This is a genomic window from Sphingomonas sp. KRR8, from assembly GCF_023559245.1.
Taxonomy (GTDB): Bacteria; Pseudomonadota; Alphaproteobacteria; order Sphingomonadales; family Sphingomonadaceae; genus Sphingomicrobium.
Map to the genome: position 1 here is coordinate 1,929,802 of NZ_CP097462.1, position 22,545 is coordinate 1,952,346.

Genomic DNA, 22,545 nt, shown 5'->3' on the forward strand with positions numbered 1-22,545 from the left:
GAATGGCGGCGGCCTCGACCCTCGACGCGCCGCTTGCCGCCATGCTCGCCGACGGCCGTGCGCTCATCGCCAAAGCGGTGGCAGCCGAGCCGAGCGCAGGCCGCGCCCATGCGTCGGCCTATGCGGCGCTGACCGACCGGCTGGTGCTCGCCGCTTTCGAGGAAGCCCAGCGGCGCTATCCATCGCCCAACCCGACTGCTGCCGAGCGGGTCAGCCTTATCGCCCTTGGCGGCTACGGACGCGGCGAGATGGCCCCGTTCAGCGACGTCGACCTGATGTTCCTGACCCCGCACCCACGCGCGCCCTGGTGCGAGCAGGTGATCGAGTCGACGTTGTACCAGCTGTGGGACCTCAAGCTGAAGGTCGGCCAGGCGATCCGCACCGTACCCGAGCTCATCGCTCTGGCTAAAAGCGACATGACCGTCCGCACGGCGATGCTCGAATCACGCTTCCTTGGTGGCGATGGCCTGCTATTCGAGGAGGCGCAGTCCCGCTTCACCAAGGAGGTGGTTGCCGGCACCGCCGCCGAGTTCGTCACTGCTAAGCTGGCCGAACGCGACGAGCGCCATCTCAAGATGGGTGACAGCCGCTATGTGGTCGAGCCGAACGTCAAGAATGGCAAGGGCGGCCTTCGCGACCTTCAAACCCTCTATTGGATCGGCAAATATATTCACGGCGTCCGCACGCCAGCCGAGCTGATCGAGGCCGGGCTGCTCACCCGCGCTGAATATCACCGTTTCGACCGGGCCGAGCGCTTTTTCTGGTCGGTCCGCTGCCAGCTTCACCTCCTAAGCGGCCGTGCCGAGGAGCGCTTGTCTTTCGACCTGCAGCGCGAGCTGGCCGACGCGCTCCGCTACACCGACCGGCCCGGCAAGCAGGCGGTGGAGCGCTTCATGCAGTTCTACTTCCTCCAGGCGAAGATCGTCGGCGACCTGACAGGCGTATTCCTCGCGCAGCTGGATGAGCAGATGGGGCGCAAGGGCCGGCGGTTCGCGCTGCCGACGTTCCTTCGCCGTCCGCGGCGCCTCAACGGCTTCGTCATGGACCGGGGGCGGCTGTCCATCGCGGGCGACAACTTCCTGGCTGAACAGCCCATTCGCCTGATCGAAATGTTTGCGCTCGCGGCACGTGAAGGCCTGGAAATCCACCCCAGAGCCATGCGTGCCGCGGCTCGAGATGCTCGCTTGGTCGACCAGGTCCGTGACGAGCCCCGCGCGAACGCTTTGTTTCTTGACGTGCTGGCAGACCGTCAGCGGCCGGAGGTCGTCCTGCGCTGGATGAACGAAGCTGGAGTATTCGGCCGGTTCGTGCCCGACTTTGGACGGGTCGTGGCGCAGATGCAGTTCGACAAATATCACCACTTCACCGTCGACGAACACACCATTCGGGCGATTGGCCTGCTGGCAGCGATCGAGCGGGGCGACTTGAGCGACGATCATCCGCTCGCGGCGGCCATGTTTCGCCAGCTCGGCAGCCGCCGGACGCTTTATGTCGCCACCCTGCTCCACGACATTGCGAAGGGCAGGAAGGGCGACCACAGCGTGCTTGGAGCCGAGGTGGCGCTGCGCCTGGGACCGCGCTTCGGGCTTGATCCGGCCGAAACCGAGACCGTCTCATGGCTCGTTCGCCACCACCTCCTGCTCAGCCACACTGCCTTCAAGCGTGACCTGGCCGATCCAAAGACGATCGATGATTTCGTGGCGGTGGTGCAAAGTCCCGAGCGGCTGCGCTTGCTGCTGATCCTGACGGTCGTGGACATCCGCGCGGTCGGCCCCGGCATCTGGACCGAGTGGAAACGGCGGCTGATCCGGACATTGTACGAAGCGGCGGAAGAACGGCTACGCCTCGGTCATAAACAGCAGGGCCGGGCGGAAGCAGTTGCTGCTCGGCAGGAGGCCCTTCGCCAGCGGCTCGATTGGACCGCCAAGGCGGCGCGCGCGCATGCCAGCCGGCTGCCCGACAGTTACTGGCTCGCCGAGCCCGATGATGCCCTGCTGTCCAATGCGCTGCAGATGGCGGCTGCCGGGGCCAGGATCGGCGATGAGGCGCCGAGTGTCACCGCGGATGGGCAGGAGGATGGTGCGACGCGGGTCACCGTGTTCGCCGCCGATCGGCCCGGCCTCTTCTATCGAATCACGGCGGGGCTGGCGTCCGCCGGCGCGAGCGTCGTCGACGCGCGCATCCACACCACCCGCGATGGCATGGCGCTGGACAATTTGCTGGTCCAGGACGCGCGTGGAAAACCCTACGGGGACAAGCGGCACCGCCAGCGCCTCATCAAACACGTCCAGGAAGCGCTTGCGACGACCCTACCGCCCGACGTCCCGTTGCCCCAGCCTTCGCGCGCCTTCGCCATCGCACCGTCGGTGACGATCGCCGAGAAGGCGTCTCGACGCACAACGGTGGTGGAAATCAACGCGGCTGATCGGCCCGGCCTGCTTGCCACCTTTGCCCGCACCATCCTTGAACAAGGTCTGGTCGTGCACAGCGCCCACATCGCCACCTACGGGGAGCGCGCGGTGGACGTCTTCTACCTGACCGACACCGAAGGGCGGAAGCTTGCGCCTGAGGCAGGTCAGAAGTTGCGCGCCGCGCTTTTGGCCGCCGCCAGCGAGCAGCCGGCACCGCCCACCTCCTGACAAGAAAAGGCCCCGCCGGTTTCCCGGCGAGGCCCCTCCTCCTCCTGTAACTTTCCCGGCTCAGCCGCGCTCGGGAGCCGGCGGCGGCGGCGGGGGTGGCGGGGGCGGCGCCGGGCAGGCGTCGGTCGCCAGGATCACCGATCCGTCGGGACAGGTCTGGGTAGCGGGCGGCCGCGGAGGCGGCGGCGGAGCGGGCTCCGCCACAGGCACCGGCGCCGGACGCGGACCGGGCTGCCACTTGAACCGAACGGTCAGGCCGTAGGTCCGCGGCTCGGCCAGAAAGGCGCCGTACAACTGCGTGGCCCGGTTCGGAATCGGCGAACAGAAGCCTGCCTGCGCCCCCCGAATGGTGCAGCTGCCCTGCAGCGTGGCGTCGAACGCGACCTGCTTGAAGTTTTCCTTCGTCAGGTTTTGCGCCCAAAGCTCGACCGCCCAGGCATTGCCAGGACCGCGGATGCCGACGCGAGCGTTCACCTGCGTGTAGGGCGACTGCAGCTTCTCGAGGTCGAGGTCGGAGCCGGTGTTGAACGTCGTCTGGTGACGGGCGTCGACATAGAACAGCGCGCGAATGCCGCTGTCGGTCAGGCGAGGGGTCCAGGCGATGCTGCCGCTCAGCGTCCACAGCGAGCTGTTGGACAGGCGCCGACCGGGCAGCTGGAACAGCGCCGGGGACAGCGGACGGCCATCGGCGCCGACGAGGTCCGACCGATACTTGGTGTCGGCATAGGTCGCGCCGAAGTTGACGTTCACGTCGCGGATCGGCCGGGTGAAGGCCTCGAATTCGACACCACGGCTGCGCACGCCGGACTTGATGCCGCCGCCGGTGCAGGCACCGGTCGGTGTCACCTGCGCATTGTCGGTGTCAGCCCCGTTCAGGCTGTCGCCGCAGCGATTGATGTTCTCCACGAAGAAGTTGACGCCGTTGAAGGTGTTCAACTGGAAGTCGCGGAACTGCTGGTTGAATACGGCGACGTTGATATCAACCCCGCGGCCATTGTACTTGGCCCCGAGTTCGAACGCGTCGTTGATCTCGGGCTTGAAGCGCAGCTGCTGCAGGCTGGCGAGACCCGTGCGGCCCTGCGTACCGGGGGTGCAGGCGGCCGGAACCGTGCCGCTGAATGGACACACCGCACCGGCAACCGGCACGCCCGAGCTGTTCAGCGTGATGTAGCGCGACAAGGCCGAGCGATCGAGGTTGTAGCCGCCAGCCTTATAGCCGCGCGAGTAGCTGATGTAGGTCAGCAGGCTCTCGGTCGGCTTGTAGCTGAGCACCGCGGTACCGGAGAACTTCTTCTCGGTGCGCGAGTCGCTTCCCACGTACTGGCCACCCGGCAGGCTGGGGATGACGCACGGGAGCTGCTGCAGAGAACCGAGCGCGCTGCCCGAGTAGAAGGCGCACAGGTTGGTCGCGAGACCGCCGCCGGCGTCGCGCAGGTCGACGTCGAGGGTCTTCTTCTCCCGCGTGTAGCGCAGGCCCGCGGTCAGCTTGAGGCCCGGCGCGATGGTGAAGATGTTGTGCGTGAAGATGGCGAAGTTGTTGCTGGTCTGGTTGTAGAGATCGTTGAGCGCCACACCGTTCAGCGTCCGCCCGGGCGCGCCGGAAGCGAGGGCCAAGTTGGAATAGCCCGACAGGCCGAACGGCGCGGCGCCGAAGTTGGCCGACGGCAGGCCTGTCGCCAGCGCCGTGTTGTTGAGGCCCGCGAAAGCACCGAGCGTGGTGATGGTCCCGCCAAGCGACTGCGCCGCAGCCAGGTTTCCGGCCGCAAGCGCCGCGTTGTACTGCGCAACAAGGGCGCTGCGCAGGCCAGTCGAGACTGCATTCGAGAAACAGGTCGGCGCAGCGGTCGACACGACGGGCGCGCCGGTCGCCTGCTGGAAGTTCAGCGCGACCAGGCAGTTGGCATAACGCGAATAGTCCGCGCCATAAGCAAGGTTGTCGCGGACCTGCAGCTTCTCGTTCGCGTAATAGCCACCGACCAGCCAGTCGAGGCGATTGTTCCAGGTCGAGCCCTGAAGCCGCAGTTCCTGGCTGAAGGTCTTGAACTTGTTGTACGAACCGCCGTCACTCGCGCGATAGAGGATGTCGAGATTGTTGAAATCGGCGTCCTGGCCGCGAATGTAGTTGTTGTAGCGGTAGGCGGTGATCGAGGTCAGCTCGGCGGCGCCGAGGTCCCATACCGCCTCCCCGGAAATACCGTAATCCTTGACGTTCGACTTGTAGTCGCGGCCCGGAGTAATCGCGACCTGGCGATCATAGGGCCGATCGAGGATGATGCCGCCAAGCCCGCGCTCAATCGCGGCGATGGTCGATGGCTGGGTCTGAATCGCGCCGCCGGTGTAGACGCTGTCGCTCGCCGGCAGGAACACCGCGCCGCAGCATTCTTCCTTGCGCTTCGAATAGTCGCCGATCAGGCGGAAGCTGAAATCGTCGCTCGGCTTGAACAGCAATTGCCCGCGCAGCAGCCAACGGTCGCGGTTGTTGATCCGGCGATCAGACACGACGTCATGAAGAAAGCCGTCGCGCTTGAGATAAACTCCGTCGAGACGCGCGGCGAGTGTTTCGGACAGCGGGGCGTTCACCCCGGCCTCGAGGCGGCGCAAGCTGTAGTTGCCAACCGTCACCTCGCCATAGGCGCTGGGCGTGAAGCTGGGCTTCGCGGTGATAATGGAGATCAGGCCGGCCGACGTGTTGCGGCCGAACAGCGTGCCCTGCGGTCCACGCAGCACCTCGATGCGGTCGATCGGTCCAAGCTCGGTAAGGCCGGTGCCGGTGCGCGAGCGATAGACGCCGTCGATGAACACACCGACCGAGCTTTCAAGGCCCGGATTGTCGCCGACGGTGCCGATGCCGCGGATACGAGCCACCGCCGCGCCCGCTTCGGACGAGGTCGACGAGACCAGCAGCGACGGAGAAACCTGGTTCAGCTGACGGATGTCGTTGGCGCCGGTGTTCTGCAACTGGGCGCCAGTCACGGCGCTGACCGCCAGCGGAATGTCCGAGAGCGCTTCGTTACGGCGAGTCGCCGTGACCACGATGTCTCCGGTGTTCGTGCTGGTTCCCGCGTCGGCGTCGGTCGTCTTGGGCGGAGCCTGCGTGTTCGACACGGCCGCGGCGCTGGTCGTCGCGCCCTCGGTCGCGGTCGCGCCCTGCGGATTGGTGTTGGATTGCTGGGCAATCGCCGGCGTCGCCAGGGCCACCAGGCCGCCCGACAACAGCCACATCGACTTGCGCATGAAAAACTCCCCTGTGAACACGTCTGTTGGGAGGAGAGCTAAAGCAGGGCGCGAAAACAGGAAAGCGAGCGGACCAGTTGCGAACAGCAATCGGTGACACGTGTCACTTGCCTGCAACATGATGCAACGCAGCAAAGAGGTAATCTCTGCTGCGCTGCAATATTGCTTGTCGGAGAACTTCGCCGCTGATGCGGAAGCGTTACTTTGGCGAAAGCACCATCAGCATCTGCCGGCCTTCCATGCGCGGATGAGCCTCGACCTTGGCGATCTCGCCAGTCTCGGCGGCAACCCGCTGCAGAACCGCCATGCCAAGCTGTCCGTGCGCCATCTCGCGACCGCGGAAACGCATGGTGACCTTTACCTTGTCACCTTCGCCCAAGAACTCGACCACCTTCTTCATCTTGGTGTCGTAGTCGTGGTCGTCGATGTTCGGACGCATCTTGATCTCCTTGATCTCCTGCGTCTTCTGCTTCTTGCGCTGCTCGTTGGCCTTCTTCTGCGCTTCGTATTTGAAGCGACCGATGTCGAGGAACTTGGCAACGGGCGGGTCAGCGTTGGGGCTGATCTCGACAAGGTCGAGGCCGACGCTCACCGCCTGCTCATAGGCTTCGCGCGTAAACATCACGCCCAAATTCTCGCCATTCTCATCGATCACCCGGACCTTGGGCGACTGGATGAATTCATTGTAGCGAGGGCCGGTCATCGTCGGCGGCGCCATGGAACGGCGCGGATAGGGCGGGGGTATAGCGCAATCTCCTGAAATGGTTCTTGTCAGTGCTCGCGAGCTAAGCTTTCAGCCTCGCAATGAAAAGGGGTCCGCGCCCCGGAAAGCGCAGAATATCCACAGCCTGTGTCGGAGCGGCGTCAGTGCGAGCCGCCCCGACCCTGCTTAGCCAAGATCAGGCGGCGTCGCCTCCGCCACGAAGGCCGCGATCGCTTCATCGAGGCCCATCACCTTCTGGTGCTCGTCGGAGCCCAGCCGGCGAATGGCGACGGTACCCTCCTCTGCCTCGCGCTTGCCAACCACAAGGAGCAACGGAACCTTCTTCAGGCTGTGCTCGCGCACCTTGTAGTTGATCTTCTCGTTCCTGAGGTCCGCTTCCACCCTTAGTCCGGCCGCCTTGAGTTTCTCCGTGACCTCCCGGGCATAGCCGTCCGCATCGGAGACAATGGTCGCGACCACCGCCTGAGTCGGCGCGAGCCACAGCGGGAACTTGCCCGCGTAATGCTCGATCAGGATGCCGATGAACCGCTCGTACGAGCCGAAGATCGCGCGGTGGAGCATCACGGGACGGTGGCGCTCGCCATCCTCGCCGACGTAGGATGCGTCCAGCCGCTCGGGCAGGACCCGGTCGGATTGGATGGTGCCAACCTGCCACGTCCGCCCGATCGCGTCGGTCAGGTGCCACTCCAGCTTGGGCGCGTAGAATGCGCCCTCGCCCGGTAGCTCCTCCCAGCCATATTCCTCGGTGGCCAAGCCCGCCGCGACCACCGCATCGCGCAGCTCGTTCTCTGCCTTGTCCCAGTCGGCATCGCTGCCGAAACGCTTGTCGGGGCGCAGCGCCAGCTTGATCGAATATTTGAAGCCGAAGTCACGATAGATGCGGTCGGCCAAGCGGCAGAAGGCCTGCACCTCCTGGACGATCTGGTCCTCGCGGCAGAAGATGTGAGCGTCGTCCTGCGTGAACTGGCGGACGCGCATCAGCCCATGTAGCGCGCCGTGCGGCTCGTTGCGGTGGCAGCAGCCGTTTTCGTACAGCCGCAATGGCAGGTCGCGGTACGACTTGATGCCCTGGCGGAAGATCAAGACGTGCGCCGGGCAGTTCATCGGCTTTAGCGCCATCCACTGACCTTCGCCTGTGATGACCGGCCCCTCATCCTCGGTGTTCGGCACCTCGTCCGGGATGACGAACATGTTCTCGCGATACTTGCCCCAGTGGCCGCTCTGCTCCCACTGGCGGGCGTCCATGATCTGCGGCGTCTTCACTTCTTCATAGCCGGCCGAGTCGATCGCCCGGCGCATGTACGCCTCGAGCTGGCGCCACACGACGAAGCCCTGCGGGTGCCAGAAGATCGACCCGTGCGCCTCTTCCTGCAGGTGGAACAGGTCCATCTCGCGGCCAAGCTTCCGGTGGTCGCGCTTGGCGGCTTCCTCGATACGGATAAGATGCTCGTTCAGCTGTTTCTTGTTGAGCCAGGCCGTCCCGTAGATGCGGCTCAGCATCGGGTTTTTGGGATCGCCGCGCCAGTAAGCGCCGGACACCCGCGTCAGCTTGAAGGCCTGCGGATCGAGCTTGCCGGTCGAGGCCAGGTGCGGCCCGCGGCACAGGTCCATCCAGGCGTTATCGCCACGGCCGGAGCGATACATAGTGATCGGCTCGCCCTCGGGCAGCTCCATCACCCACTCCGCCTTGAAGCTTTCACCCGTGCGCCGGAAGAAGTCGCGCACATCCTCGCGCTGCCAGACCTCGCGGATCAGCGGCTCATCGCGAGCGATGACGTCGCGCATCGCCTGTTCGATCGCCGGCAGATCCTCTTCCGTGAACGGACCCCGGCCCGGCGCCGGGGCGAAATCGTAGTAGAAGCCGTCGTCGGTCGCCGGACCAAAGGTGATCTGCGTCCCCGGGAACAGGATCTGCACCGCCTCGGCCAGAACGTGCGCGTAATCGTGCCGGACCAGTTCCAGCGCGTCCTTCTCATCCCGCGAGGTGATCAGCGCGAGGTCGGTGTCGCCTTCGAACGGGCGCATGATGTCGCGCACCTCGCCGTTGACGCGTGCCGCCAGCGCCGCCTTGGCCAGCCCCGGCCCGATCGCCGCAGCTACGTCGGCCGGCGTCGAACCCTCGGGCATCTCCCGGACCGAACCGTCGGGGAGCGAAATCTTGAACATCTTGGACATGGTGCCGCATGTAGCGAGTGCAGCGCAGCATGTGCACCCCCCAACCGTTCGCCTGGCGGTTAGCGGCCGAACTTCTGCTTTGGCAGCATCAGCGGTGCCGGGCAGCCACCGACGCGCCGGTCCACCGCGGCGAAAGCGCTGGCGTCCGGCAGCTGGTCCAGACGGCGCAGCCGCGGCTTTTCCGCCTTCTTGCGCGCAAGCGACATCGGCGTTTCGGGGCAGTTGCGAGCAAAGTGGTAGGGGTTGAAGCTGGCCGTACTTGCGTGTGCCGGGGCAGCGATCATCAGAATGGCGAGAAATGTCGTGAAAACGCGCATGACCTCTCTCCTCCCGAGCAGACCGTCATAGCACGGCAGCTGTCACACCATGAAGCTCTCACCGCAGCCGCACATGCCTTTGGCGTTCGGATTCTCGAACACGAAACCGGCAGTGAAATCGTCCTCGCGCCAGTCCATGGTGGAGCCGATCAGGTAAAGAATCGAGCCACCGTCGACGTAGAAGGTGCCCCCGTGCGTGACGATCTTTTCGTCGAAGCTGTTCTCGGCCGTCACATAATCAACCGAATAGGCCAGCCCTGAGCAGCCGCGTTTGGGTGTCGAGAGCTTTACCCCAATCGCGCCCTCGGGGGCCTTGGCCATCAGGTCGGCGATCCGCTGCTCGGCACCCGGGGTCAGGGTGATTGCCGCCGGGCGGGAGCGACGCGTGCTCTGAACGTTCATCACAACATTCCCAGTTCAAGCCGGGCCTCATCGCTCATCTTGCTCGGGTCCCATGGCGGGTCCCAGACGAGCTTCACCTCGGCATAGCGGACGCCGGGCACCGACAGCACGCGCAGTTCAACTTCGCCCGGCATCGACTCGGCAACCGGGCAATGCGGCGTGGTCAGCGTCATGGTGACCACCGCATCGCCATCCTCGCTGACAGCCACGTCGTAGATTAGCCCCAGTTCATAGATGTCGACGGGAATCTCCGGATCGTAGATGGTCTTGAGCGCCTCAACGATGGCAGCCTGCAGGTCGCCGCCCGGCCCATGCACGGGTGCCTCCGGCGGCTTCTCGCTGAGGAAGCCCGCGAGGTAGTCGCGCTTGCGCTCCAAGGTCTCGGCCGGGCTCTCCGCCTCGACCCGAGCCTTGGGCGGATGGGCGACCTCCGTTACTTCCTCGATCTCGATCTTTCGTTCCTCGTTCATCCGAAGATCCGTTTCACTTTCTTGAGGCCCTCGATCAGCGCATCGATGTCGCTGCTGTCCGAATGGGCGGCAAAGCTGGCTCGGGCGGTGGCGGGCACTCCGAGCCAATCCATCAGTGGCTGGGCACAATGATGCCCGGCGCGGATCGCCACGCCCGCATCGTCCAAAATGGTGCCAACGTCGTGCGGATGCACCCCCTCGACGTTGAAACTGACAATGCCGGCGCTTTCCTCTGGTCCGTAGAGCGCCACGAAGCCGAGTTCGCGCAGCCGCGCGCGAGTCTCCGCTACCAGCGCCACCTCATGGGCATGCAGGTGTTCAACGCCAATCCCCTCAACCCAGTCGATGGCCGCAGCAAGTCCTATTCCGCCGACTATATGCGGCGTGCCTGCTTCGAACCGCTGCGGAGGCGGCATGAAAGTCGTGCGCTCGAAGGTCACCCTATCGATCATCGCCCCACCGCCCTGGTAGGGCGGCATGACCTCCAGCAGCGCCTTGCGGACCCAAAGCACGCCGATGCCGGTCGGCCCGTACAGCTTGTGGCCGGAGTAAGCGTAGAAGTCCGCCCCAAGCGCGGCGACGTCGACCGGCAGCCGCGGGGCGGCCTGGCAGCCGTCGAGCAACAGCAGCGCACCCGTGGCATGCGCAATGTCCGCCGCCCGCCGCGCATCGACAATCGAGCCAAGCACGTTCGAGACATGCGCGAAGCTGACGACCCGATGCTGGTCCGATATCAGTCGCTCGGCCGCATCCAAATCGATCTGCCCGTTCGCGGTCAGCGGGACCACGTCGATCTGATAACCGGCGAGTTGCCAAGGCACGATGTTGCTGTGATGCTCCAGCGCGGACACCAGCACCCGGTTGCGGCCTCCCTTCGGCAGCACCGATGCGACCAGGTTGATCGCCTCGGTCGCTCCGCGGGTGAACACCACTTCCTCCGCGCGGCCGCCGATCAGCTCCGCCGCCCGCGCCCGAGCCGCCTCATAGGCCAGCGTCATGTCGGCCGAACGCTGGTACACGCCGCGATGCACTGACGCGTAGTCCTTCGCATAGGCACGCGTGATGGCGTCGATCACCGCCTGGGGCTTCTGCGCAGAAACCGCGCTGTCGAGATAATGCCAGCCAGCGATCGCCGGGAACTGGTCGCGGACGTTGAGCTCCGCGCGGACGGGCGCCTGGATGTTCATGCCGCTACCCGTCTGAGCAGCGCGCGCGTCGCTTCGACCAGCTCTTCGCGCCGGTCCTCCGGCGCCTCGTCCCACAGCTGCAAGACGAAGCCTTCGAGCAGCAACGCCTTGGCATCGGCCGGCGGCAGGCCGCGCGACAAGGCATAGAACAGCTGGTTCGCATCGAGCTCGCCCACGCTGGCACCGTGAGCGCACTTCACGTCGTCGGCATAGATTTCCAGCTCCGGCTTGCAGTTCGCCGTCGCCCCCCGGTCGAGCAGCATGGCCTTCACCGACTGCTCGCCGTCTACCTTCTGCGCATGCCGAGCGACCGCCACCTTGCCGAGATAGCTGCCGGTCGCCTTGTCGCCGAGCACGCTGCGCACCGTCTGACGGGAGGTGCCGTTTGGCTCTTCGTGCCGCACGACGGTCACAATCTCCTGCGTCGCCGAACCGCCCGCGATGTTGGCCGCGTGCAGTCCGAAATGGCCGCCATCGCGCACCGTCACATCCACTTCGACCCGGCCATATTCCGTCGCGCCGTTCAGCGCGAACAGGTCCAGACTGGCCCCCAGTTCGATCACGACCCGTGCTCGATGCACCTCGACCGGCTCGCGACCGACCAGCAGCACGTGGCTGTGCCGCTCGCCCGCCGGCACCACGATCTCACGCGCGTCGGCGAGGTCGCCCCAGACCCGCTTCAGCGCATCGAGGTCGGCGTAGCGGTACGCCTCGTCCTTGCGGGTGGGGAGCTCAAGAAGGCTCATGCGACTTCCGCATACCCCTCGCGCTCGAGTTCGTGGGCCAGCTCCGGCCCTCCGGAGCGAACGATCTGCCCGGCGCTCAGCACGTGGACCTTGTCTGGCTGCACAACGTCGAGCAGCCGTTGGTAGTGGGTGATGAGCAGCACGCCGCGATCGGGCGCGCGCATGATGCGGTTGATGCCCGCGCCAACGATTCGAAGCGCGTCGATGTCGAGGCCGCTGTCCGTCTCGTCCAGCACGGCGAACTTCGGCCGCATAATGCCCATCTGCACCATCTCCGCCCGCTTCTTCTCGCCGCCCGAGAAGCCGACGTTGACCGGTCGCTTGAGCATGTCGACGTTCATGCCGAGCTCGCCCGCTTCGGCGCGCGCAAGCCGGATGAACTCGGCGCCCGATAGCTCTGCTTCGCCCCGCGCGCGCCGCTGAGCGTTCAGGCCCTCCCGAATGAATTGCATCGAGGAAACGCCGGGAATCTCGACAGGATATTGAAAGCCGAGGAACAACCCGGCCGCCGCCCGCTCGTGCGGCTCCATGCCAAGCAGGTCCTCGCCCAGGAAGGTGACGGACCCGCCCGTCACTTCGTAGCCGGGCCGCCCGCCGAGCACATAAGCCAGCGTCGACTTGCCCGCTCCGTTCGGCCCCATGATCGCATGCACCTCGCCCGCCGGCACGGAGAGGCTGAGGCCGTTCAGGATCGGCTTGTCCGCGACGGTCGCGTGGAGGTCGGTGATGTCGAGCATGGTCACTTGCGGCGGTCTTCTTCGATGAGACAATGGGAGAGGTAGGAGCGACGCAGGGCGTCAACGGTATCCTGCCGCATGCTCTCAAGCAGGCGCTTGTCGTTGAGCGCGCGCTGACGATCCTCGATTGCGGCGTCGGCGAGATCGAGCTTCTTCTTGTCGGGTGCGCTCGCGACACTCGCCTCGCGCAGCAGGCGCCGCTGCTCGGCCAGCGCGAGCCGGTCGGCAACAATGCTTTCCTGCTCCCGATAGGCGTCGATCATGAACTGGCTTCGACGCGCAGGCTCTGCCGTGAACACCGGGTTGATCGTGGCACGGTCGCACCGCCCGACACTCGCCCCAAGACCGTCCAGCTCGGCTGACGTCGCAGCTGCATAGAGCAGAAACATCAACCAACGCTCCCCTCGAGACTGATGCCCAGCAGCTTCTGCGCCTCGACGGCAAACTCCATCGGGAGCTGCTTCAGCACCTCGCGCGCGAAGCCGTTGACGATCAGCGCCACTGCCGCTTCCTGGTCGAGCCCGCGGGCCATGGCGTAGAACAACTGGTCCTCACTGATCTTGGACGTGGTTGCTTCATGCTCGATGGTCGCGGTCGGGTTCTTGACCTCGATGTAGGGCACCGTGTGCGCCCCGCACTGATCGCCGAGCAGCAGGCTGTCGCACTGGGTGAAATTGCGGACGTTCTCCGCGCCAGGCAGCACCCGGACCAGCCCGCGATAGGTGTTGTCGCTGCGTCCCGCGCTGATCCCCTTGCTGACGATGGTTGAGCGGGTGTTCGCGCCGATGTGCACCATCTTGGTGCCGGTGTCGGCCTGCTGGCGGTTGTTGGTCAGCGCCACCGAATAGAACTCGCCGACGCTTCCCTCGCCCTTCAGGATGCAGCTCGGATATTTCCAGGTGATGGCACTGCCGGTCTCGACCTGGGTCCAGCTCACCTTGCTCCGCGCGCCCGAGCACATCGCCCGCTTGGTGACGAAGTTGAAGATGCCGCCCTTGCCCTCGGCATCGCCCGGATACCAGTTCTGGACGGTGCTGTACTTCACCTCCGCATCCTCGTGCGCGAAGATCTCGACCACCGCGGCGTGCAGCTGATTCTCATCGCGCATCGGCGCGGTGCAGCCTTCGAGGTAGGACACGTAGCTGCCCTTGTCGGCGACGATCAGCGTGCGCTCGAACTGACCGGTGTTCTCCGCATTGATACGGAAATAGGTCGACAGCTCCATCGGGCAGCGGACGCCCTCGGGGATGTAGACGAACGTGCCGTCGGAGAAGACCGCCGAGTTGAGGCACGCGAAGTAATTGTCGCGCTGCGGCACGACCGAGCCGAGATACTTGCGGACCAGGTCCGGAAATTCCTTCACCGCCTCGCTGATGGAGCGGAAGATAACCCCGGCCTTGTTCAGCTCCTCGCGGAACGTGGTGGCGACCGAGACACTGTCGAAGACCGCGTCAACCGCCACCTTGCGCGCGCCCTCGACGCCCGCGAGCACCTTCTGCTCCTCGATCGGAATGCCGAGCTTCTCGTAGGTGCGGCGGATCTCCGGATCGAGCTCGTCGAGCGAGGCGATCGTGGGCCGCTGCTTGGGCTCAGCGTAATAATAAGCGTCCTGGTAATCGATCTTGGGGATGTCGAGCTTGGCCCAGTCGACCTCCTCCATCTCCAGCCACGCGCGATAGCCCTTCAGCCGCCACTCAAGCAGCCACTCGGGCTCGCCCTTCTTGGCGCTGATGAACCGAACCGTATCCTCGCTCAATCCCTTGGGCGCGAAGTCGGATTCGATGTCGCTGCTGAAGCCCCACTCGTAAGTGGCAAGCTTGTCGACCGCCTCATGCGCTTCGCGGTTCCTGATCTGAACGTCGTCGGTCATGCGGGTTCCAGGTGACGCTGGCGCGCCAGTTGTTCGAGGGTCACCGCTGCAAGCGCACCGCGCACGGCGGTGCTGACGATGTTCATGTGCGGCTTGACCCGGCAGTGCGCATCGAGCGCGCAGTCGCTGGCATCGTCGGAGCCGCTGCACTGGGTCATGGCGATTGGCCCTTCGACCGCCTCGATGATGTCGGCAAGGCTGATCGCCGCGGGTGGCCGCGAGAGCGTGAACCCGCCGCCGGCGCCACGAACACTCTCCAACAGCCCCGCCAGCCCGAGTTTGCCCATCAGCTTCTGCGCTGTCGGTAGCGGCACGCCCGTCGCCGCCGCCAGCGCGGACGCACTCAGCCGTTCACCCGTGGGAGCACGAGCGGCGGCGGTCATGATCACGACCGCATAATCGGCGAGATGAGTCAGGCGCATAGCAAAGTGGAGCTTTCTGGTCCGATTTAGGCGGGAACGCCCCGACTTACAACCGGGCTCTTGCAGGCTTGGCGCGTCCGTTCCTCAGGACAGGATGTAAGTATCTGTGGAGCTATTGATCCGAAGATCTCGGGGCTGCCTAGCCGACCTTGTTCAAACGGGCATGAAGTCAGCGATATTTGCGCATCGCGCCGTGATTGAGATTGTCGGCGTGGGGTTGAAAGCAAATGCCTAGTGAGGTTCGTCACGGATCAAACCGCGCGCAATCTGATATATCCGGCGTCGCTGCCGCTACTATGCTGCGGCTGACACCTTCGTCGCGCTGTTCAGCGCAGTCGCGAGCTCGAGCGGGGTGAAAGGCTTGCTGAGTATGGCAATGTCTGCCGGCCGTGCCTGGATTTCATCGGCGTCGGCATAGCCGGTGATGAGCAATGCAGGAAGATCGGGCCGGAATGCACGTGCCTTGGCGACCACATCGGTGCCGCTGAGATGCGGCATGGCATAGTCGCTGAGCAGCAGATCGAAGTTGCTGTCGTCCTGCCGGAGCAGGTCGAGCCCTTCCGCCCCGGTCGCTGCCTCAACGACCTGATGCCCCATTTCACGCAACAGCTCCGCGGTGGTGGCACGAACTTCGGGATGATCGTCGACCAGCAAGACGGTCAGCGCCGGTCCATTGAGCAGACTGACCGGGGGCACTGCCGGCTCGTCGGGCGACTGCTCCGCAGACTGCGGCAACCAGATTTCGGCCCGTGTGCCCTGGCCCGCTTCACTCATGATTCGAAAGGCGCCCCCGGACTGCCGGGCAAAGCCGTAGACCATGCTGAGGCCGAGGCCCGTTCCCTTGCCGACCGGTTTGGTAGTGAAGAATGGCTCCAGCACTTTGTCGACCAGCTCGGCGGGAATGCCCGTGCCCTCGTCGGCCACCTGCAGCCACACGTAATTGCCGGCCGGAATGTCGAGCGAATTGTCCGCCGGAACCTCGCACGCGTCGGCCGCAATGGTGATCGTTCCGCCGTTCGGCATCGCATCGCGCGCGTTGATGATGAGGTTCATCAGCGCCAGTTCCAGCTGCGAGCGGTCGGCTAACGCGCACCAGCGCTTTTCGGGCAAGCGCCAGTCCAGCTCTACGAGACCGCCAAGCGTATGGCTCAGCAGATCATCGACGCCGCGATGCAGCGACGCCAGGTCCACCGGCGCGGGCTGAAGCTGCTGCTGACGGGCAAAGGCGAGCAGCCGCCGGACGAGTTCGGATCCCTGGTCCGCAGCGCGCCGGATCATGCCCATGATCTTGCGATGATCGTCGGCCAGTTCCGCGCGGCGTTCGATCAGGCCGACCCCGCCCAGCACCGCGGCGAGCAGGTTGTTGAAATCGTGCGCGATGCCGCCAGTCAGCTTCCCGATGGCGTCCATCTTCTGCGCATGCACCAGCTGGCTTTCCAGCGCCCGCCGTTCCGACACGTCAGTCAGCGTTCCGGCATATTCCAACGGCTGCCCGGCGGCGTCCTTCAGCAGCACGGCCTGATCGTGAAAATGCTTGTAGGTCCCGTCGGCACAGCGCCAGCGATACTCGACAGAGAGCTTGCCCGTGCGTGCCCGTTCCTCGATCGCGCGAAGCACCCGCTCCCGATCCTCATCGTGCAGGCGGGAGGCCCACAGCAACGGGTTCTCCAGCACTTCCGTGAACGGATATCCCGTCATCGCCGGAAAGTCGCCGCTGACAAACGTGGGGCAGCGCGGGTCGCAGGCCAGTGGCTCGAGATAGAGGATGATCGGCAGCGACTGAATGATCGCGGCCTGGCGCTGCTCCGCGCGCCTCAGTTCCTGCTCGGCGCGGAGCAGCTCGGCATTGGCGCGCAGGTTGGCGTCGAGCAGCGCCTGTTCGTGACGCGCCTTGCGCTCGATCTCCCGGGTCTTGGCGAACAGGTCGACGAACACCGAAACCTTGGATCGCAGCACCACCGGATCGACCGGTTTGAACACATAGTCGACCGCGCCCATCGAGTAACCGCGGATCAGGTGCTCGGCTTCCTTGTTGACCGCCGACAGGAAGACAATCGGGATGCGCTTGGTCTGCTCGCGGCTGCGGATGATCCCGGCCGTCTCGTACCCGTCCATGCCGGGCATGTAGACGTCCAGCAGTATAACGGCGAAGTCGCCCTTCAGCAGGTGCCGCAGGGCTTCCTCGCCAGACCGCGCGATCACGACTTCGCCGATGTCCTCGAGCACCGTTTCGATGGCCAGCAGGTTGCGCTCATCATCGTCGACGACGAGCACCCGGACTCGCTCGCCGGCGTCCGGCGCGCCGGCTCCAGGCACTGGCATGGACAAGCTCACAATTACTCCGCCGCCTCGATCATGATCTGGCCGGTAGAAGCGTCACGCCCGCGCGCCACCCAAACGCGCAGCAAGGCAAGCAGAAGTTCGATGTCGACGGGTTTGGCGATGTAGTCTGACGCGCCGGCATCAAGGCACTTCTGGCGGTCGCCTTTCATCGCCTTGGCCGTCACCGCGATCAGCGGCACGTCCTTGAGCTGCGGCCGGGAGCGGATCTGCTGCATCGTTTCGTAGCCGTCCATCTCCGGCATCATGATGTCGATCAGCGCGGCATCGATCCCTTCCGTTCGCTCTAGAATGGCAATGCCTTCCTTGCCGCGCTCGGCGTGAAGCACTTCCACCCCATAGCTTTCGAGCACGCTGGTCAGCGAGAAGATATTGCGAATGTCGTCATCGACGATGAGCATTTTGGCCCCGGCGAGTTCTGGCACCTCGCGGCTGGTCAATGCAGCGTCTGCGGGCGCCGACAGCCGCTTGCGGGCGGGCTTGCGAGCCTTCGCCAACAGGTCGCGGAACACCTTGCCAAGTTCGGCCTGATCCGCCGGCTTTTCGGTTACGCCGAAAGCGCCCATCGAAAGCACGGACTCACGCCGGTCGGCACCCGAGATGACGTGGATCGGCACGTCTTGCATCTCCGGATCGTGCTTCAGCAGGTCGAGCAGCACGAAGCCGTCGATATCGCTGAGCCCGAGGTCCAGGGTGATGGCGTGCGGCCGCAGCTTGCGCGCGAGTGCCAGCGTTCCGGCGCCCGCCGTCGAGACCACGCCCTTGAGGCCGTTGTCCCGTGCCAGGTCGAGCAGAATAGAAGCAAAGGTCGGATCATCTTCGACGATCAGCACGAACGGATCGTTACCCAGATCGTCTCGGTCGTCCTGCACATCGAAGCCATTTGGCAGCGCGCTTGGCACGCTCGCGCCGCTGTTCTCGTACCGGACATGGCTGCCGGCGGCCGGTGCGACGTCGCCCTGCGCAGCTTCGATCGGCACGAACAGCGTGAAGGTAGAGCCTTCGCCCGGCGTCGACCGGACCTGCAATTCACCGCCCAGCAGGCGCGCGATCTCGCGGCTGATCGACAGCCCGAGGCCGGTCCCGCCGTATTTGCGGCTGGTCGTACCGTCGGCCTGCTGAAACGCCTCGAAGATCAGTTTCTGCTTGTCTTCCGGGATTCCGATGCCGGTATCGGTGACGGCGATCGAGATCGCCCTATTCGCGTCGCGCAGTGCCGGGTGATTGGCACTCCAGCCGCCGGTGGCGCAGCTGACTTCGAGCGTGACGCCGCCCCTCGCCGTGAACTTGAAGGCATTGGACAGCAGGTTGAGGACGATCTGCTGGAGCCGCTTCTCGTCGGTCCGGATCGCCTCCGGCAGGGCGCTGTCGAACCTGACCTTGAAGTCGAGGTTCTTGTCGGCCGCCAGCTGCCGGAACGTGCGCTCCATGTGCTGCTTGAGGCTCGCCATCGGCATCTCGCCGACCTCGATGCTGACCGTGCCGGACTCGATTTTCGACAGGTCGAGGATGTCGTTGATCAGGCTCAACAGGTCTGACCCGGCCGAGTTGATCGTCTTGGCGAATTCGATCTGCTTCTCGTTGAGGTTGCCGTGCTGATTGTCGGCCAGCAGCTTGGACAGGATCAGGAGTGAGTTGAGCGGCGTCCGCAATTCGTGGCTCATGTTCGCCAGGAACTCGGACTTGTACTTGGAGGTGAGCGCCAGCTGCTCGGCCTTCTCCTCGATCGCGCGGCGAGCCATGTCGATCTCGATATTCTTGGCTTCGACCTGCTTCTTCTCATTCTCGAGCAGCTGCGCCTTCTCCTGCAGCTCCTCGTTGGTCGCGTGCAGCTCTTCCTGCTTGGTGGTGAGCTCGGTCTGCCGCGCCTGAAGCTCCTGGGTGAGCAGCTGCGACTGCTTCAGCAGGCCCTCGGTACGCATGGTGGCGGCGATCGTGTTGAGAACGATGCCAACCGATTCCATCAGCTGATCAAGGAAGCTCTGGTGAGTTTCGTTGAAGTCGCTGAAAGAAGCGAGCTCGATCACCGCCTTCACCTCGTCCTCGAACAGGGCAGGCAGGATGTTGACGTTGGCGGGCGCCGAGTGGCCCAGGCCCGAGCTGATCCGGATGAAGTCGGCCGGGGCGTTCTTCAGCAGGATCGGGCGCTTGTCGGCGGCGGCCTGACCGACCAGCCCTTCGCGCAGGCTGAACTCGCGGCGGAGCTTGTCAGGGCTGTCGGCGCCGTAGCTCGCGACCAGCTCCAGCTTGGTCTCGTCCTCTTCGCGCTTGGTGACGTAGAACACGCCGTACTGCGCGTTTACCAGCGGCGCGAGCTCCGACATGATGAGGTTGGAGACGGTTGCGAGATCGCGCTCGCCCTGCAGCATGCGGCTGAACCGGGCGAGGTTCGTCTTGAGCCAATCCTGCTCCGCATTCTTCAAGGTCTGTTCCTTGAGATTGCGGATCATCTCGTTGATGTTGTCCTTGAGCGCGGCCATCTCGCCCGAGGCTTCCACCGCGATGGAGCGCGACAGGTCGCCCTTGGTCACGGCGGTCGCCACGTCGGCGATCGAGCGCACCTGGTTAGTCAGGTTGGCGGCAAGCTGGTTCACGTTGTCGGTAAGGTCGCGCCACAGGCCGGCGGCGCCCGGCACGCGGGCCTGGCCGCCCAGCCGGCCCTCGATGCCGACCTCGCGGGCCATGTTGGTCACCTGATCGGCGAAGGTCGCCAGCGTGTCGATCATGAAGTTGATCGTTTCCGCCAACGCCGCGATCTCGCCCTTGGCGTCCACCGTCAGCTTCCGCTTCAGGTTGCCCTGCGCCACCGCGGTCACCACTTCCGCGATGCCGCGGACCTGGTTGGTGAGGTTGGTCGCCATCAGGTTCACGTTGTCGGTCAGGTCCTTCCAAGTGCCGCCCACACCCGGCACCTGAGCCTGGCCGCCGAGCTTGCCCTCGGTGCCGACCTCGCGCGCCACGCGGGTCACTTCCGACGCGAAGCCATTCAGCTGGTCGACCATGGTATTGATCGTGTTCTTGAGCGCGAGGATCTCGCCCTTCACGTCCACCGTGATCTTCTTGGACAGGTCGCCCTTAGCCACCGCGGTGGTCACGTCGGCGATATTGCGGACCTGCCCGGTGAGGTTCGCGGCCATCAGGTTCACATTGTCCGTAAGGTCGGCCCAGGTGCCCGCGACACCCGGCACCTGCGCCTGCCCGCCCAACTTGCCTTCCGTACCCACTTCGCGGGCCACGCGGGTCACCTCTCCGGCGAAGGAGTTGAGCTGGTCCACCATCGTGTTGATGGTGCTCTTGAGCTCCAAGATCTCGCCCTTCACGTCGACGGTGATCTTCTTCGACAGATCGCCCGAGGCCACCGCGGTAGTCACTTCGGCGATGTTGCGGACCTGACCGGTCAGGTTGGCCGCCATCGCGTTCACGTTGTCGGTGAGGTCCTTCCAGGTGCCGCCGACGCCAGGCACCTGCGCCTGCCCGCCGAGCTTGCCTTCGGTGCCCACTTCGCGGGCCACGCGCGTCACTTCGGAGGCAAAGCCGTTCAGCTGGTCCACCATCACGTTGATGGTGTCCTTCAGCTCCAGGATCTCGCCCTTCACGTCGACGGTGATCTTCTTGGACAAGTCGCCACGCGCCACGGCGGTGGTCACCTCGGCGATGTTGCGGACCTGGCCGGTCAGGTTGCCGGCCATCAGGTTCACGCTTTCGGTAAGGTCGGCCCAGGTGCCAGCGACGCCTTCCACCTGCGCCTGACCGCCGAGCTTTCCTTCCGAGCCCACCTCGCGGGCGACGCGGGTCACCTCGGACGCGAAGCTGTTGAGCTGGTCCACCATCGTGTTGATGGTGTTCTTCAGTTCCAGGATCTCGCCCTTCACGTCGACGGTGATCTTCTTCGACAGATCGCCCTTCGCGACGGCGGTCGTCACCTCCGCGATATTACGCACCTGACCCGTCAGGTTGCCGGCCATGAGGTTCACGCTATCGGTGAGGTCGGCCCAGGTGCCGCCCACGCCCGGCACCTGCGCCTGGCCGCCGAGCTTGCCTTCCGAACCCACTTCGCGGGCCACGCGCGTCACCTCGGACGCAAAGGAGTTGAGCTGGTCCACCATCGTATTGATGGTGTCCTTCAGCTCCAGGATTTCCCCGCGCACGTCGACGGTGATCTTCTTCGACAGGTCGCCCTTGGCCACCGCGGTGGTCACGTCGGCGATATTACGCACCTGGCCTGTCAGGTTGGCGGCCATCAGGTTCACATTGTCGGTAAGGTCGGCCCACGTGCCCGCGACGCCCGGCACCTGCGCCTGTCCGCCGAGCTTGCCTTCCGTGCCCACTTCGCGCGCCACGCGGGTCACTTCGGACGCAAAGCCATTCAGCTGATCCACCATCGTGTTGATGGTGTTCTTCAGCTCCAGGATCTCGCCGCGCACGTCCACGGTGATCTTCTTGGACAAGTCGCCCTTCGCGACGGCGGTGGTCACTTCGGCGATGTTGCGAACCTGGCCGGTCAGATTGTCGGCCATCAGGTTGACGTTGTCGGTGAGGTCCTTCCACGTGCCGGCGACGCCTTCCACGCGCGCCTGCCCGCCAAGCTTGCCTTCCGTGCCCACTTCGCGCGCCACTCGGGTCACTTCCGACGCGAAGCCGTTCAGCTGGTCCACCATGACATTGATGGTGTTCTTGAGCTCGAGGATCTCGCCCTTCACTTCAACGGTGATTTTCTTCGACAAGTCGCCGCGTGCGACGGCGGTAGTCACCTCGGCGATGTTGCGCACCTGGCCGGTCAGGTTCGTGGCCATGGCGTTCACATTGTCGGTAAGGTCCTTCCAGGTGCCGGCGACGCCCTTGACGTTCGCCTGGCCGCCCAGCTTGCCCTCGGTGCCGACCTCGCGCGCCACGCGCGTCACCTCGGCAGAGAAGGAGCCGAGCTGCTCCACCATGGTGTTCACCACCTTGCCGATACGCAGGAACTCGCCCCGCAACGGCCGGCCGTCGATCTCGACGGTCATTGTCTGGGAGAGGTCCCCCTTGGCCACGGCGCCGATCACGCGCGACACTTCGGCAGTCGGCTGGACCATGTCCTCGATCAGCTCGTTGACTGATCGAATGGCGGTTTCCCACCCGCCGCGCGCATTCTTCACATGACCGCGCCGGCTGATCTTGCCTTCCTTGCCGACGACCTGCGACAGGCGCTCGAATTCCTGCGCCATTTCGTCGTTCAGCGAGACAACCTCGTTGAAGAGGGATGCGATCTCTGCATCTACGCCATCCGCATCCTCGGGCATGCG

15 protein-coding genes are annotated in these 22,545 nt (G+C 64.9%); 1 reads left to right on the forward strand and 14 read right to left on the reverse strand.

The features are described 5' to 3' along the window. Nucleotides 1-2: 2 nt before the first annotated feature. Nucleotides 3-2,639, forward strand: a complete 2,637-nt coding sequence (locus tag M8312_RS09705) for a [protein-PII] uridylyltransferase (protein WP_250117500.1) — start codon at nucleotides 3-5, stop codon at nucleotides 2,637-2,639. Between the two features lie 60 nt (nucleotides 2,640-2,699). Here the strand turns inward: M8312_RS09705 and M8312_RS09710 are convergent, their stop codons facing one another. From M8312_RS09710 to M8312_RS09775, 14 genes are all read right to left on the reverse strand, one after another. Then, entirely contained in the window at nucleotides 2,700-5,873 is a 3,174-nt protein-coding gene (locus M8312_RS09710; RefSeq protein ID WP_250117501.1) for a TonB-dependent receptor, read from the reverse strand. A gap of 199 nt (nucleotides 5,874-6,072) precedes the next feature. Then, the gene (gene infC, locus M8312_RS09715; RefSeq protein WP_250117502.1) at nucleotides 6,073-6,591 is read right to left on the reverse strand and encodes a translation initiation factor IF-3; all 519 of its coding nucleotides are present in this window, start codon (nucleotides 6,589-6,591) and stop codon (nucleotides 6,073-6,075) included. A 171-nt stretch (nucleotides 6,592-6,762) separates the two neighbouring features. Beyond that, nucleotides 6,763-8,772 carry a threonine--tRNA ligase gene (thrS, locus tag M8312_RS09720; RefSeq protein ID WP_250117503.1) on the reverse strand — a complete coding sequence of 670 codons (2,010 nt, stop codon included), beginning with the start codon at nucleotides 8,770-8,772 and terminating at the stop codon, nucleotides 6,763-6,765. Between the two features lie 59 nt (nucleotides 8,773-8,831). Then, nucleotides 8,832-9,089 (reverse strand): hypothetical protein, encoded by a 258-nt coding sequence (locus tag M8312_RS09725; protein ID WP_250117504.1) that lies wholly within the window; start codon nucleotides 9,087-9,089, stop codon nucleotides 8,832-8,834. A gap of 42 nt (nucleotides 9,090-9,131) precedes the next feature. Next, complete coding sequence (locus M8312_RS09730) at nucleotides 9,132-9,491, reverse strand: HesB/IscA family protein (RefSeq protein ID WP_250117505.1); 360 nt, start codon at nucleotides 9,489-9,491, stop codon at nucleotides 9,132-9,134. Continuing rightward, a complete protein-coding gene (locus M8312_RS09735; protein WP_250117506.1) occupies nucleotides 9,491-9,961 on the reverse strand; it encodes an SUF system Fe-S cluster assembly protein in 471 nt (156 codons plus the stop codon). Before M8312_RS09735 ends, M8312_RS09730 begins: the two co-directional genes overlap by 1 nt. Next, on the reverse strand, nucleotides 9,958-11,148 hold the full coding sequence (locus M8312_RS09740) for a cysteine desulfurase (RefSeq protein WP_250117507.1): 1,191 nt from the start codon (nucleotides 11,146-11,148) through the stop codon (nucleotides 9,958-9,960). Before M8312_RS09740 ends, M8312_RS09735 begins: the two co-directional genes overlap by 4 nt. Next, nucleotides 11,145-11,894, reverse strand: a complete 750-nt coding sequence (locus M8312_RS09745) for a SufD family Fe-S cluster assembly protein (protein ID WP_250117508.1) — start codon at nucleotides 11,892-11,894, stop codon at nucleotides 11,145-11,147. Before M8312_RS09745 ends, M8312_RS09740 begins: the two co-directional genes overlap by 4 nt. Then, the gene (sufC, locus tag M8312_RS09750) at nucleotides 11,891-12,631 is read right to left on the reverse strand and encodes a Fe-S cluster assembly ATPase SufC (protein WP_250119764.1); all 741 of its coding nucleotides are present in this window, start codon (nucleotides 12,629-12,631) and stop codon (nucleotides 11,891-11,893) included. The genes M8312_RS09745 and sufC overlap by 4 nt, the downstream gene beginning before the upstream one ends. Nucleotides 12,632-12,633: 2 nt before the next feature. After that, the gene (locus M8312_RS09755; protein WP_250117509.1) at nucleotides 12,634-12,894 is read right to left on the reverse strand and encodes a hypothetical protein; all 261 of its coding nucleotides are present in this window, start codon (nucleotides 12,892-12,894) and stop codon (nucleotides 12,634-12,636) included. 125 nt (nucleotides 12,895-13,019) lie between these two features. Beyond that, nucleotides 13,020-14,501 carry a Fe-S cluster assembly protein SufB gene (sufB, locus tag M8312_RS09760; protein ID WP_250117510.1) on the reverse strand — a complete coding sequence of 494 codons (1,482 nt, stop codon included), beginning with the start codon at nucleotides 14,499-14,501 and terminating at the stop codon, nucleotides 13,020-13,022. Next, nucleotides 14,498-14,923, reverse strand: a complete 426-nt coding sequence (locus M8312_RS09765) for an SUF system Fe-S cluster assembly regulator (protein ID WP_250117511.1) — start codon at nucleotides 14,921-14,923, stop codon at nucleotides 14,498-14,500. Before M8312_RS09765 ends, sufB begins: the two co-directional genes overlap by 4 nt. 294 nt (nucleotides 14,924-15,217) lie before the next feature. After that, nucleotides 15,218-17,245 (reverse strand): response regulator, encoded by a 2,028-nt coding sequence (locus M8312_RS09770; protein WP_250117512.1) that lies wholly within the window; start codon nucleotides 17,243-17,245, stop codon nucleotides 15,218-15,220. A gap of 14 nt (nucleotides 17,246-17,259) precedes the next feature. Beyond that, a complete protein-coding gene (locus M8312_RS09775) occupies nucleotides 17,260-22,542 on the reverse strand; it encodes a HAMP domain-containing protein (protein ID WP_250117513.1) in 5,283 nt (1,760 codons plus the stop codon). Between the last annotated feature and the right edge of the window lie 3 nt (nucleotides 22,543-22,545).